The organism is Marinobacter segnicrescens, assembly GCF_900111555.1.
Classification (GTDB): Bacteria; Pseudomonadota; Gammaproteobacteria; order Pseudomonadales; family Oleiphilaceae; genus Marinobacter; species Marinobacter segnicrescens.
Genome location: NZ_FOHZ01000011.1, coordinates 46,329 through 60,023 on the forward strand (window position 1 = coordinate 46,329; position 13,695 = coordinate 60,023).

Below are 13,695 nucleotides of genomic sequence, written 5' to 3' on the forward strand. Positions count from 1 at the left end.
AGGGCGCCACGACAACCCTCGATAGGCGGGGGTAAAACCGGCCAGGGTGAATGAGCGACGTGCGATGATCCAGACAAGCGATTCTGAGTCCGACCGGCTCCGGGCCCGGCAACAGGTCCTGGTGGCCGATGACAATCCGCGCCTGCTGGCCAGCCTTGCTAGCCTGCTCAGTGATCACGGGTTTCGACCGGTTACTGCCAGCAACGGCAGCGAGGCCTGTCGATTGTTACAGGAACACCGCTTCACCATGGCATTGCTGGACCTGAACATGCCGGGCAGGGATGGGTTCCAGGTGATGGAGGAGGCCTCTCGCCTGCAACCGGACTGCGCCCTGGTAGTGGTCAGCGGCGAGACCTCATTCCGCGCTGTCAGCCGGGCCCTGAGACGGGGTGCCAGCGACTATATCCGTAAACCGTTCGATCCGGACGAAGTGCTGGCCACGCTCGAGAATGTTTTGGGCAAGCAGTCCCTGATGCAGGCCCATGAAGATGTCCAGCAAAGGCTTGAGAAGTCTGAATCCCTGCACCGGTACATCGTCAACAACTCGCCAGATATTGTCTTCATGCTGGATGGGCAGGGCCGCTTCTGCTTCCTGAACCGCAAGGTCGTCAACCTGCTCGGCTACCAGCCGGCAGACCTGCTGGGAAAGCACTTTCGCTTGTTGCTGGACGATGAGGAAGCATCCAGGAGCAAGCTGGCACTCAAGAATCCCGGTATCAGCGCAGATCACCCGGTTTCCTTTGAGGTCTGCCTGCGGGCCAGCGGCTCAGACCGGGCGACACGACACTTCGAAATTACCGCTTTCCCAATCAGTGATGACAGCTGGCGCACCCTGGGCGACAGGGAGTACAGCGACCTGAGCCTCCATGCCCGCTATTACGGCATCGCCCGCGACGTCACTGAGCGCAAGGAAGCCGAGGCCTTTATCAGCTTCCAGGCCTACCACGACCTGCTTACCCGCTTGCCCAACCGGGCCCTGTTCAGGGATCGGCTCAACATGGCGCTCAACCACGCCAGCCGACATCATCAGCAGCTGGCCGTCATGTTCCTGGACCTGGACCGGTTCAAGATCATCAATGACACCCTTGGCCACACCGTAGGTGACCGCCTGCTCCAGGCCGTTACCCAACGCCTTGAGAGATGCCTCCGCAAGGGAGATACGCTCTCCCGCTTCGGTGGTGATGAGTTCACCCTGCTATTGCCTGCCGTGCCGGACCGGGAACACGCCGCCGTCATCGCCAACAAGCTGATCGATACACTGCGTGAGCCCTTTGTGCTGGACAACCAGGATATCTATATTGGCGTCAGTATCGGCATCGCCATGTTTCCCGAAGCCGGGGACACGATTGAACATCTGATCCGCAATGCGGACCTGGCCATGTACCAGGTCAAGTCCCGCGGCAAGGACGGCTATTGCTTCTTCGATAGCAGCATGACCGTGGACTCCAGTGAGCGACTGACCCTGGAGCGGGACCTTCGCAGAGCCATCAGCGAGGGTGAACTCAGAGTGCATTACCAGCCCCAGGTGTGCCTGCGCACTCGCCGTATAACCGGACTTGAAGCCCTTGTACGCTGGCAGCACCCGGAACGGGGCCTGCTGTTGCCTGCGGATTTCCTGCCACTGGCCTCGGAGACCAACCTGATCTCTGAAATCAGCCACCAGGTTCTGAAGAATGCCTGTGAAGAAGTGGGCCAGTGGATAGCCGCGGGGCACCAGGACCTCCGGCTGGCGGTTAACCTGTCCCCCGTCCAGGTAGAGCACCCGCTGTTCACTGAACGGCTGATGTCACAACTGCGACAGATCGGTTTTCCGCCGGCCAACCTTGAGATCGAAATCACCGAAAACGTCATCATGAACGACCTGGAGCAGGTCAGCCACACCCTCCGGGAACTCGCCGGACACGGCGTTCGCATTGCAATCGACGACTTCGGTACCGGCTATTCCTCTCTGAACTACCTTCACCACCTGCCCATTCATACCCTCAAGATAGACCGGTCATTCGTACACGGTATTCGGTCAGGGAACGACGGCGCCTGCATTGTGAACGCCATCATTGCCATGGCCCAGGGCCTGAAGCTGGAAATCGTAGCGGAAGGTGTGGAAACACAGGATCAGCTGGACTATCTGTCCACCAGCGATTGCGACCTGGTACAGGGCTTCCTGTTTGGCCGAGCGCAACCGGGATACCGGGTTGCTGAACTGCTGGGCCACCAGGCCTTGCCGATCGCCAGTAGCGCCTGACACCTGGCAGTCAATGATGCCCCGGCCTGGCCACGCGTGCCATCAAAACCGGCAGAACCCAACGGCATCCAGGAAACGGTCGATGTCATCCATCACCGGTCCGGAAAACAGGCAGCGGTGCCCTGAAGACTGAAAGCGTTGCAGGGCATCTCTGTCAAACCCGGCCTGTTCCAGCAGGTACAGGGTGCGCCGGGCAATCGCCTCTCCGGAATCCACCCAGAAGCGGACCTCCGGCAGCAGTTTCTGCAAGGTTTCTGTGATCAGGGGGTAATGGGTGCAACCCAGCACCAGGGTATCCACCCCTGCCTCCCGAAACGGCTGCAGGGCGACCGACAAGGCAGGTTCCGGCATCGGGCGCCCCCTGGCCCAGTCTTCAATCCAGGTAACAAGCTCGGGGTGCCCTACCCGCTCGACAAGGCAGTCTGCTGCAAACTCGTCGATCAGGTCTTCCAGGTACGGCCGGCGCACGGTAGCCGGGGTGGCCAGCAGGCCGATACGGCGATTCTCCGACACGGCGGAAGCCGGCTTGATGGCAGGCACCACGCCCACCACCGGGATATCGGTAGCGGCCCTCAGGGCTGGCAAGGCCACCGTGCTCGCGGTATTACAGGCGACCACAATGACATCGAACGGCCGCTCCCGCAGCTGCTCCATCACCAGGGTCACGGTGCGCCCGGTTACCGTTCCCTCGGGCTGGTTACCGTAAGGAAAACCGGCGTTATCGGCCACATGGGTGAGCCTTGCCGCCGGCACCTGCCGGTGCAGGCAACGGGCAATGCTCAGGCCACCAATGCCCGAATCAAACACCAGTATTTCGGGCACCCGGCCCGGAGCTGCCGACTTCAAGCTCCGTGTTCCCCCAGCATTTCTTCTTTCAACCGGAGTATCAGCCGCCCGGCGATGGTGGTTTCCGGTGGTATGGGGGGATGCTCGTCTGGCGTGAACCAGTCCGCTTCGGCGATTTCATCTTCCTGGAGGACCAGGTCCCCGGATTCATAATCCGCAAAGAAGCCCAGCATCAGCTGATGGGGGAAGGGCCAGGGCTGGGAGGTCCAGTACCGGACATTGGTCACGGTCAGGCCGGTTTCCTCGAGGGTCTCACGGGCGACCGCCTCTTCCGCACTCTCACCCGGCTCCACGAATCCGGCAATCAGGCTGAAGAAGTAACTCTTTGCCCTGGTGGAGCGGGCCAGCAGGAAGCGATCACCCCGGCGAATCACAACGATTACACAGGGGGCCAGCCGCGGATAGAAAGGCATGCCACAGGGCTCGCACCAACGGGCCCGCTCATTGGGATGGAAACCGGTTTCGGTTCCACAGCGGCCACAGTACCGATGGTCCCGGAACCACTGCTGGACCTGGGCCGCGGTGCCCAGCACTTCCGCCGGGGCGTCCGGCATGGTCAGCAGGGCTTCCCGGAGATGGACCGGTCGGGTCAGATACAGAAGCATACCGGGGTCAACGCTGGCCACATACACGTTACGACCATCCAGCTCGCCCACATAGACCGGCTCGGTACCGTCGTCCAGGGCGCCATCAACACTGCCCCAGCGGTGGTACCAGTCGTCCTCGGGGCACCATATCTCAGGACCGTTCATGGCGATGACCAGGTCATCTGCCTCCGGGGCCTTGCGGGACCAGCCCGCGTTCCAGTTTGCCATCGGGTACTCCACGGTAATCTCAAAAGGAGCAATGTACCATATTCTCGCCTTTGTCCCGCGCCCCCGACCAAGTAAACTTGTGGCCCTGTTTCGCCCTGTCCGGAGTCTGACTGAATGCGATTGTTCCCGGCTGTTTCCGGTGCCATCACGACACTGCTGCGCAAGGTCCTGTTCCTGTGGGTCCGTACCGATGTACTGGGGGCCGGCAAGGACGAGCTGAAGCTGGATCCGGAGCGGCCTGTCTGCTACGTCATGCAGTACAGCTCCCTCTCCAGCAGGCTGGTACTTGAACAGGAAGTGGCTCGTGCCGGGCTGCCTTCAGCCAGTGCACCCATGGCCGTGCATGGCGGTCTGAACCATTCCTTCTGCTTTCTGTACCGCCGGGCCCGCAGCAGCTTCAGCCCACGCCTGACACCGGTAATGACACCACAGATGGAACAGCTGGTGAACCTGTCCGTCGAGGACCCCACCCTGGACATCCAGCTGGTGCCGGTATCGCTGTTCTGGGGGCGGTCGCCGGACAAGGAAAAATCGGTGCTCAAACTGCTGCTGTCCGATACCTGGTCCGTGGCGGGGCGCTTCCAGAAATTCCTCATCATCCTGCTGCATGGCCGCAACACCCTGGTACGCTTCGGTGAGCCCATGTCACTGGCTGATATTGTGCGGGAACACCACCGCAGCAAGGCCAGGGCCAACCGCAAGACCGCCCGGTTGCTGCGCACCCATTTCCGCCGGGTGCGCCAGGCGGTGCTGGGGCCGGACCTGTCGCACCGTCGCACCCTGGTGGCGGACCTGATCCGCACCCCTGCGGTGCGTGAAGCCATTCGCGAGACAGCCCGCCGGGAAGACGAACACCCGGACAAGGTCCGGGCAAGGGCCTACGAGTATGCCAATGAGATTGCCTCCAGCATGTCTATCGCCACCATCCGCATCCTGGAGGTATTGCTGAGCTGGCTGTGGAACCGCATCTACAACGGCATCCGTATCAACAATATCCGGGAAGTCCAGGAAGTCGCCGAAGAGAATGCCGTGGTCTACGTGCCCTGCCACCGCTCACATATTGACTACCTGCTGCTCTCCTACGTGCTCTACCGCAACGGCCTGATGCCGCCCCATATCGCGGCGGGCATCAACCTGAACATGCCGGTGGTTGGGCCGATCCTGCGGCGTGGCGGGGCGTTTTTCATGCGCCGCAGTTTCCGGGACAACCCGCTTTACTCCGCCGTGTTCAACGAGTACATGCATGTGATGTTTACCCGGGGCTATTCGGTGGAATATTTCGTGGAGGGCGGGCGCAGCCGCACCGGTCGCACCCTGCAGCCCCGACCTGGCATGCTGTCGATGACCGTTCGCAGTTTCCTTCGTGACCACAAAAAACCCATTGTGCTGGTGCCGGTGTATATCGGCTATGAAAAGGTTATGGAAGGCCGCTCCTACCTGGGCGAGCTGCGTGGCAAGAAAAAGAAGCAGGAGAGTGTTGTAGGCCTGGCCAAGACGGCGCGCAAACTGCGCAGCTCCTTCGGCAAGGTATCGGTGAATTTCGGCGAGGCAATCTTCCTGGACGAAGCCCTGGAGCAGGCCCGGCCCGGCTGGAAGCATGAGGCCGTGGGCGCCGAGGCCCGGCCGGCCTGGTTACCGGATGCGGTGGACCACCTCGCCCGCCACGTAACCACCGGTATCAATTCCGCCGCCGCAGTAAACCCGGTTAACCTGGTAGCAACCCTGCTGCTGGCCACCGAGCGCCTTGCCATGGATGAGCGGCAACTGGCAGCCATGATGGACCACTACCTCAGCTTGCTTAAGACGCACACCTACGCTGAAACGGTGACTTTTCCCGAAGGCGACGGCATGGAATGGATCCGCTACTGCGAAACCATGGGACTGGTGGGGCGTTACCCCCAGAAGCTGGGCGACATCATCGGGCTGGATGGTACCAATGCCACGCTAATGACCTATTATCGTAACAATATCCAGCACCTGTTCGCCCTGCCCGCGCTGATTGCCTGCCTGTTCGAAAACTGCACGTCTATGGCCCGTGACAAGGTCATTTTCCTGGCCAGTGCGATCTACCCGTACCTGCACTCAGAGCTGTTTCTGCGGTATGACCCGGAAACCGTGGGTGTAGAGGTGGACCGCTGGATCGGCACCCTGTCAGATCACGGCATTCTGCGCGCGGATGGCGACCGTGTGATGGGGCCGGAGGAAGGTACCGACGCACGGCTTCAGCTGCACACGTTATCGCGATTCATCATCCAGACCCTGGAGCGCTATTACATTGTGATTGCAACCCTGCGCAAGCATGGGCCAGGGGTTCTGACGGCGGAGGAGCTCGAGGAAGAGAGTGCGCTGATGGCAGAGCGCATGTCGCTGCTGTTCGGTCTGAATGCGCCCGAGTTCTTTGACAAGACGCTGTTCCGAAACTTTATCGGGGAGCTCGCAGGCAATGGCGTGATTGTTGCCGGCGAGGATGACCGGCTGAGTTATACCCGGGAGCTGGAAGAGGTGTCGGAGGATGCGCGGCTGGTGCTGAGCGTGGAGAAGCGGCAGGCGATTGCGCAGGTGACCCAGTTGAATCGGCCTGAGTGAGTCAGTCGGCTGGCAACGCCTGCAACGGGTAAACGTCGTATCGACTGCTTTTCCCTTCAAGCTTCAGGGCCGGGGCCGGGCCAGGGATAGCCGGGGCCCTTCGCGAGCGTTTTACCACGACCCGGTAGCGGGCGCAGGCCAGCGCTGCCGTGAGAAGGGCGGCGGCATCCGGGTCGTCGCCGACGACCGGGCGGAAGAGTTGCATTTCTTTTTTCACCGCAGCGGACTTGTCACGGTGGGGGAACATGGGGTCAAGGTGGATGACATCAGCAACGGGTTCCTGCCCTGCCCTGTCCTGTAACCACTGGATGCTGTCGGCCAGGATCAGTGTCATTCGGGCGATTACCGGGGCGGTGGTTTCGTCGGCTGCGGCACGGGCCAGGCCGTCTTCGAGCAAAGCATGGATAACCGGGGAACGTTCCAGCAGGGTAACCCTGTGGCCCAGGCCGGCGAGGACGAAGGCGTCCTGGCCCAGGCCGGCGGTGGCGTCCAGGATATGCAGGGTCTGATGGGTGCGTTTGAGGCCCACAGCACGTGCGATCAGCTGGCCGGTGCCGCCGCCGTGGGCCAGCCGGTAGCCGGCCTTGCCGGCGACGAATTCAGCCCTCACCGGGCCTGGAGCTTTGCGACCTGTGGCCTGGAGGCTGAGACCATGGTCATCCAGGAAGAGTATTCTGGGGTGATCATCAATGTGCCTTGGCGATACCACACCCAGCCAGGGGACGCCAAGGCGGGTTGCCAGCGCTGCTGCCCGCCCTGAAAGTTCATCGCTGGCACACCCCACCGGAGGCAGGTGCCCTGCGTCACTGGAGTCCTGTTCAATAGGCTGGTTCATTGGCAAGGGGTCTGCTCAGGCGGATGCGGCAATGGTTGGGGCTGCTCAAGGAAAACGGTATCAGACGCGAATATCGATACCTGCCAGCTCAGCGTCATAACCATCCATCCCTTCGCGCTGGCTGGCCACAGCCGCAAAGGCCTGTAACGCTCGAAGGTTCGCCATGGGGATATCATCGGAGCGGAAAGGCTCGAGGCGCGTGTCTTCCGCGGCAGCCCGGGCCTGGACCCGGCGCAGGTAGCCTTCGGTGTCTTCCGTCGGAGAAGCGCCTGCGTTGTCGGTGGTACCGTTGCCAGCCGGAACAACACGGGCCTGCTGCCGATCATCGGCCAGGACCTCTGGGCGGGCCGCCGGCGCACGGGCACCATCGTTGCGTTCGCGGGCAACGTTGGTACCGATATACGGATTGTTGGGGTTGAGTCCACCAATCATGGCAGGTTTCCGGACCGTGTCTGGTTAACGCCCTGGAAGCTTCTTCCAGGTCACTTCGTCCCGCAGGTAAACGGGCTGGGCCTCAGCCGCCGGTACCGCGACACCTTTTTCCCAGGCATCGGCAGCCAGACGGACAACAAAGCGGGCGTCGGGAACCATTCCCGTTTCCGGAGATGCTACCCGGCTCACCACATTGTCAGGCATGCGCTCAGCATAGCGCCATCCACTGCCGCCCGCCAGCCATCGTAAAGGCCCTTCAGGCAAACTGACCTGTTCAGGGGGGCAGACCCGCTCCGGTGCCAGTGGCTCAGGAAGCCCGGCGGTCAGACGATAGCACCCCCAGTAAACCTCGTCCATCCTTGCATCAAAGGCCACGGCGATGCCGTCGCCTTCCTGGGCGTCCTGCTCTTCGGCTACAGCGAGGGCCACTGCCTGCAGGGAGGAAACCGGCACCACGGGGATATCCAGCCCCCAGGCCAGCCCCTGGATCACTCCGGTGGCGATGCGCAACCCGGTGAAAGATCCAGGGCCCGCTGCGAAGGCCAGTGCGTCGAGATCCCCCATGGCGACACCCTGCTCCTGGAGCAGCTGCCTGACCATTGGCATGATCAGGCGGGTGTGCCCCCGGGGCTCAACACGGAGATGCCCGCTCAGGTCGCTGCCATCAAGCAGCGCCACGGAGCAGGCATCAGCGGAGGTATCAATTGCCAGTAACTTCAAGTGTCTGTTATCCCGTCTGGTAAAGTGTTGGTTAAGCCCCTCAAGGCCTTGTCCGTAGCCAGACGGGACCTTTTATTATCCGAGTTTGGAAAGAATCTGCTCGCGGATATCGTCCAGCGAACCGACGCCGTCAACGCGAACGTATTTGGGCGCCTGTTGCGGCTCTTCCTTCGCCCAGTCCTGATAGTACCCTACCAGAGGCTCGGTCTGCTCATGGTACACCGCAAGGCGGTGGCGAATGGTTTCTTCCTTGTCGTCTTCGCGCTGAACCAGCGGCTCGCCGGTTTCGTCGTCCTTGCCATCTTCTTTGGGCGGGTCGTACTTGACGTGGTAGATACGACCGCTGGCCGGGTGAACACGGCGACCGGCCAGGCGCTGTACGATTTCCTCGTCGTCTACCGCGATCTCGACCACGTAATCGATGCTGATGCCCTGGTCCTTCAGTGCTTCAGCCTGGGGAATGGTGCGGGGGAAACCATCCAGCAGGAATCCGTTACGACAGTCTTCCTGCTGCACCCGCTCCTCGATCAGGGCAATAATGATTTCATCGGACACCAGTGAACCGGAATCCATCACGGCCTTGACCTTGTTGCCAAGCTCGGAGCCAGACTTCACGGCCGCACGGAGCATGTCACCGGTAGAAATCTGGGGGATGTCGAAGCGCTCAGTGATGAACTGGGCCTGGGTCCCCTTGCCGGCGCCCGGCGCCCCCAACATGATAATACGCATAGGTTGTGCTCCCATTTCCTGGATAATTATGTCATTGAATTGAAAAGCGGTTGCCAAACCCTGAACGGGTTACTGCAAGGCTTGGCAACAGCCTCTCTCACCCCTGGCAGGTTCACGGAGAGCCGGCATTATACGAAGTCGGGCCCGTCAGAGAAAGTCGACGTCAGTCGCAGTCAATACGTTCTGACCGTGATCCAGGCGAGCCGGTCAGGATGACAGAGAGCGGGCAAGGCTGTCCAGATCGTCAGACACCTGATCCACATCGTCCCGAAGAAGGTCCAGCTGGGTCGCCGGCAGGTCCAGCTTCGCGGCCAGCGCCTCGATGTCGTCGGGGTTGAACTCATCCCCCACGCCCTTCTCCTTGAGCAGGCCATTGGCAAGCTGGACCATGATGACGTAGGCCTTTTGCTCCCCCTCGTAGCGGGGCTGCTGATGGACGCCGGCGGATTTGACCACCGCATCCGGCAGCTGCCAAAGCTTGTGCAGGATTCCGCCGATCACACCGTGACCCACCGTGAGCATTTCCTGGTCTCCTGAGGCGCCGAACACCTGCTGCTCAAGGGCCCTCATGCTGACCTCGGGGTTGGCGGCGCGCAGCCGGTTAAGCTCCTCGAACTCGGCAGGGAACAGGTGGCCCACCAGCAGCAGGCCAAAGTTGTGCAACAACCCACAGAGGTAGGCCAGGGAGGGGTCTGCGCCACACTGGGGAGCCAGTCGCTGGCAGACAAAGGCACAATAGAGGGAGTGTCGCCAGAACTGGTCCATACCCAATGGGCCCTGGCGGGGAATGTCAAAAGCCCGCACCGAGGCGATGCCCAGGGCAATATGTGCCACCCGTTCGAATCCGAGTACCCGGGTGACAGCCTCCTGCACCGATTCGATCTGTCCCGGGTAGTTGAACAGTGCCGATCGGGCGTAACGGATGATCTGGGCCGTCAGGCTGGGGTCATACTCAATCAGCTCTGCCAGCTCCCGGGCTGAGGCTTCCGGGTCGCTGGTCAGGCGCAGGATTTTCAGTGCCAGGGCCGGCATCGGGGGCAGGCGGTAAAGCTTCTGCAGCTTGTCGGCTACTTCTTCGAGGGTGATGGTACTGGCGGACTGACCGCTAAGCCGTATGGTGACGTGCCCCTTGTCCGCTCCCGCCATGGCCAGGCGGAAGTCCCTTGCTGCCATTACCAGCAGCCTGGATGAGGAACCACAGGCCATGACCAGCCGCTCAGCCTGGTACAGGGATTCCTCCACCAGTACCGGCACGCCATAGGCTGAACCGAATGGCGGCACGAATCCCGGGGCGCAATCGCTGAAGACCTTGCCGGCCTGGTTAGCGGTCAGTGGCTGCATGCGGCGGCCGGTACGAGCTTCAATAGCGTCCAGGTCCGGCGAGCTGTCGAACGGGTGGACCACCAGCACGACGCCTTTCACATCAATGAGCGCGGTGCTGCGGATCACCTGGCGACGCTCCACGTCCGCCCCGAGAACGGCTGCGTCCAGGCCGCCACGGGGGTCTGCGGTAATTGGAATCAGGTCATGGGCGATGCCCTTGCGATTGAGATACTGCTCGACTCTGGCGGCCGCTGCCACGGGGGTCTCCTTACTGACTCTGACGCTATGCGAGCCCGGCCGCCATGCAGCAAGGCCCTGACGCACTACCGGGGTGCGGGAAGATTACCATATCCCCACCGCCCCGTCCGGCTCAGCGGCAAGTTCGCTGTCACCCACACGGCAAACCTGTCCATCCTGTGAATAGGCTCACAAGGCAGCCAGGCAAACGGCCCGTATCAACCGGTGTTACGCATGCCTGCTGCGATCCCCGCCATGGTGACCTTGAGTGCCTGCTCAACCAGCTCCGGCATGGGCACCACTTCAGCATCGGATCCCTCCGCGGCCACGTTCTGCTCAGCTTCCCGGTTACGGCGCAGCAACTCGGCCTGCAGGTAATGCAGCGGATCCGTATACGGGTTACGCACCTTCATGGATTGAGCGAATACCGGTTCGTGCTCCAGTAACGTCTGCTGCTCCTTCAGTGCCAGCACCTGCTCGATGCAGCCGGCGAGGCGCTCCCTCAACTGCTCACCCAGTGGGCGCAACTGCGGCTCTACCAGGATCTGGTCGTAGTAACTGGCAATACGCAGGTCCGCCTTGGCCAGCACCATCTCCAGCATATCGATGTAGGTGCGGAAGAAGGGCCAGTCCTGGCGCATGGCCTGTAGCAGCGGCATCTTGCCAGCCTTCTCCGCCTCGGACAGGGCCTCATCACTGCCCAGCCAGCTGGGGAGCATCAGTCGCATCTGGGTCCAGGCGAAGATCCATGGAATTGCCCGCAGGCTTTCCACGCCGCCACTGGGCTTGCGTTTTGCAGGGCGGCTGCCCAGGGCCAGCTTGCCCAGTGCCTGCTCCGGCGTCGCCTGGCGGAAATAGGGCACGAACTCCGGATTCTCCCGAACCACATCCCGATAGGCTTCAAGGGAGCGCTCGGTAAGCCAGTCCATCGCCTCCCGCCATTCCGGCTCGGGCGCCCGGGGTGGCGCCAGGGTAGCCTCCACCACGGCGGTGGTGTACAAGGTGAGGCTTTGCTCCGCCAGCCGTGGCAGGCCAAACTTGAAGCGGATCATCTCTCCCTGTTCCGTAATCCTGAAGCTGCCGTTTACCGACCCCGGCGGCTGAGACAGTATTGCCCGGTTGGCCGGGCCGCCGCCACGGCCGACGGTACCGCCCCGGCCATGGAACAGGGTCAGGTGCATATCGAAGCGATTGGCCACCTCGGTGAGCTTCTCCTGGGCCTGGTACTGGGCCCAGGCCGCCATCATCTGGCCGGCGTCCTTGGAGGAATCGGAGTAGCCAATCATGACTTCCTGCTGGCCGTTGCAATACTCCCGGTACCAGTCCACGGAGTACAGGGCTTCCATAGCGGCGGGCGCACCCCGCAAATCATCCAGGGTTTCAAACAGGGGCACGATACGCATCGGGAACTTCATACCGGCTTCCCGCAGCAGCAAGATCACACTGAGCACATCCGATGGCGTACTGGCCATGGAGATCACATAGGAACCCAGGGCCTCCGGGGTCTGGCCAGCCACCACCTCGCAGGTGGCAAGCACCTCCCGTACCGGCCCCGTAGGTTCCCAGTTGCGGGGCACCAGGGGACGACGGCCGCGTAGCTCTTTCACCAGGAACGCCTGGCGCTGTTCCTCACTCCACTCCAGGTAGTTGCCGAGGCCCAGGTAGTCCACCATCTCCGCCACCGCCTCCGCATGGCGGGTGGCTTCCTGGCGGATATCCAGCCGAATCAGCGGCAGGCCAAAGGTGTGGGCACGGCGCAGGGTATCCAGTAACGGGCCATTGGCGATGGTTTCAAGGCCGCAGTCGATGAGGGAGCGATAACACAGCTCCAGCGGGCCGGTAAGGTCTTCGTTCTCGAACAGGATATCGGTCTCATCCGCCGGCTCACCGTTGACCCGGGCTTCCGCCCAGTCCCGGGTACGAATCAGCCGCTCCCGCAGACGTCCGAGAATGACCCGGTAAGGTTCACGACTCTCACCAGCCTGTTCCCTGAGCTCATCACTGGCCTGCCACATGGACAGCTCCGCCCGCAGGGACTGGATATCACGCAGGTAGAGGTCCGCCGCCATCCAGCGCCCCAGCAAGAACACCGTACGGGTCACATCATGGGTCACATTGGGGTTGCCGTCCCTGTCGCCCCCCATCCAGGAGGCGATCCGAATGGGCGTTGCGTCCAATGGCAGGCCGTTGCCAGTGGCACCGTCCAGCGCCTGGTCCAGGCTGCGCAGGAATCGGGGGACTGCCTCCCAGAGGCTGTTCTCGATGACCGCGAAGCCCCACTTGGCCTCATCCACGGCGGTCGGTCGCTCGTGGCGGATTTCGTCCGTGTGCCAGGCTTCCGCTACCAGCAGCCGCAGGCGATCCAGGGCCTCGTCCCGCTCAGCCGGCAACAGGTCATCATGGTCCAGGGCCGCCAGGCAGGCCGACATCTCATCGTACTTCATGATCAGGGTACGGCGGGCCACCTCGGTGGGATGGGCTGTGAGCACGAACTCCAGCCGCAGCTGCGAGACCTTGCGGTGCAGCTCTTCGGCATCCACGCCGCCGCTTTGCAGCCGCTGGAATACCTCCCCAAGGGACTCCACCATCAGATCAGACTGGTGTCCCCGCTTGCGGCGTACGCCATGATACTGTTCAGCCAGGTTGGCCAGGTTAAGGAACTGGTTGAAAGCGCGGGTAACAGGCAGCAACTGATCGTCACGCAGACTGCTCAGCAGGCGCACCAGGCGTTGCCCGGAGCCACTTTCCTGCCGCCGGTCTGCCTTGGCTGCGGCGCGGATTTCCTCGATCAGCTGATAGATCTCCTCGCCGGGATAGTTGCGGATATTGTCACCCAGCAACTCCCCAAGCAGGCGGACGTTCTCTCGCAATTCGGGATGCAATTCGGCCACGGGCATTTCCTTGGTTAATAATGGGATCTCGATTGACGG

The 13,695-nt window shown here is 62.1% G+C and carries 10 protein-coding genes; 2 read left to right on the forward strand and 8 right to left on the reverse strand.

Going from position 1 to position 13,695, the window contains the following annotated elements; translation table 11 throughout:
* Positions 1–64 precede the first annotated feature (64 nt).
* Positions 65–2,242 carry an EAL domain-containing response regulator gene (locus BM036_RS11975; protein ID WP_091852347.1) on the forward strand — a complete coding sequence of 726 codons (2,178 nt, stop codon included), beginning with the start codon at positions 65–67 and terminating at the stop codon, positions 2,240–2,242.
* A gap of 42 nt (positions 2,243–2,284) precedes the next feature.
* Here BM036_RS11975 and murI read toward each other — a convergent pair whose 3' ends face one another.
* Together murI and nudC are read right to left on the reverse strand one after the other, a co-directional pair.
* The gene (gene murI, locus BM036_RS11980; RefSeq protein ID WP_245742598.1) at positions 2,285–3,088 is read right to left on the reverse strand and encodes a glutamate racemase; all 804 of its coding nucleotides are present in this window, start codon (positions 3,086–3,088) and stop codon (positions 2,285–2,287) included.
* Positions 3,085–3,903 carry an NAD(+) diphosphatase gene (gene nudC, locus BM036_RS11985; protein ID WP_091852350.1) on the reverse strand — a complete coding sequence of 273 codons (819 nt, stop codon included), beginning with the start codon at positions 3,901–3,903 and terminating at the stop codon, positions 3,085–3,087. The genes murI and nudC overlap by 4 nt, the downstream gene beginning before the upstream one ends.
* A gap of 114 nt (positions 3,904–4,017) precedes the next feature.
* On the opposite strand from nudC, the gene plsB reads away from it, so the two are divergent.
* On the forward strand, positions 4,018–6,489 hold the full coding sequence (gene plsB / locus BM036_RS11990; protein WP_091852353.1) for a glycerol-3-phosphate 1-O-acyltransferase PlsB: 2,472 nt from the start codon (positions 4,018–4,020) through the stop codon (positions 6,487–6,489).
* A gap of 1 nt (position 6,490) precedes the next feature.
* Here the strand turns inward: plsB and BM036_RS11995 are convergent, their stop codons facing one another.
* The 6 genes from BM036_RS11995 to ppc form a co-directional block, all read right to left on the reverse strand.
* Entirely contained in the window at positions 6,491–7,324 is an 834-nt protein-coding gene (locus BM036_RS11995; RefSeq protein WP_091852356.1) for a class I SAM-dependent methyltransferase, read from the reverse strand.
* A gap of 60 nt (positions 7,325–7,384) precedes the next feature.
* On the reverse strand, positions 7,385–7,756 hold the full coding sequence (locus BM036_RS12000; RefSeq protein ID WP_091852359.1) for a hypothetical protein: 372 nt from the start codon (positions 7,754–7,756) through the stop codon (positions 7,385–7,387).
* A gap of 24 nt (positions 7,757–7,780) precedes the next feature.
* Positions 7,781–8,476, reverse strand: a complete 696-nt coding sequence (gene tsaB / locus BM036_RS12005; RefSeq protein WP_091852362.1) for a tRNA (adenosine(37)-N6)-threonylcarbamoyltransferase complex dimerization subunit type 1 TsaB — start codon at positions 8,474–8,476, stop codon at positions 7,781–7,783.
* 75 nt (positions 8,477–8,551) lie between these two features.
* Positions 8,552–9,205 (reverse strand): adenylate kinase, encoded by a 654-nt coding sequence (gene adk / locus BM036_RS12010; RefSeq protein ID WP_091852365.1) that lies wholly within the window; start codon positions 9,203–9,205, stop codon positions 8,552–8,554.
* Positions 9,206–9,412: 207 nt separating this feature from the next.
* On the reverse strand, positions 9,413–10,786 hold the full coding sequence (locus BM036_RS12015; RefSeq protein ID WP_091852368.1) for an HDOD domain-containing protein: 1,374 nt from the start codon (positions 10,784–10,786) through the stop codon (positions 9,413–9,415).
* A 197-nt stretch (positions 10,787–10,983) separates the two neighbouring features.
* Positions 10,984–13,656: a phosphoenolpyruvate carboxylase gene (gene ppc, locus BM036_RS12020; protein WP_177186053.1), complete on the reverse strand. Its 2,673-nt coding sequence runs from the start codon at positions 13,654–13,656 to the stop codon at positions 10,984–10,986.
* Positions 13,657–13,695: the final 39 nt, after the last annotated feature.

What these genes read in the sequence shown, in the direction of transcription:
- plsB (WP_091852353.1), top strand. Translation starts at nt 4,018, where the DNA reads ATGCGATTGTTCCCGGCTGTTTCCGGTGCCATCACGACACTGCTGCGC.
- nudC (WP_091852350.1), bottom strand. Translation starts at nt 3,903, where the DNA reads ATGGCAAACTGGAACGCGGGCTGGTCCCGCAAGGCCCCGGAGGCAGAT.
- BM036_RS11975 (WP_091852347.1), top strand. Translation starts at nt 65, where the DNA reads ATGATCCAGACAAGCGATTCTGAGTCCGACCGGCTCCGGGCCCGGCAA.
- BM036_RS12000 (WP_091852359.1), bottom strand. Translation starts at nt 7,756, where the DNA reads ATGATTGGTGGACTCAACCCCAACAATCCGTATATCGGTACCAACGTT.
- BM036_RS11995 (WP_091852356.1), bottom strand. Translation starts at nt 7,324, where the DNA reads ATGAACCAGCCTATTGAACAGGACTCCAGTGACGCAGGGCACCTGCCT.
- adk (WP_091852365.1), bottom strand. Translation starts at nt 9,205, where the DNA reads ATGCGTATTATCATGTTGGGGGCGCCGGGCGCCGGCAAGGGGACCCAG.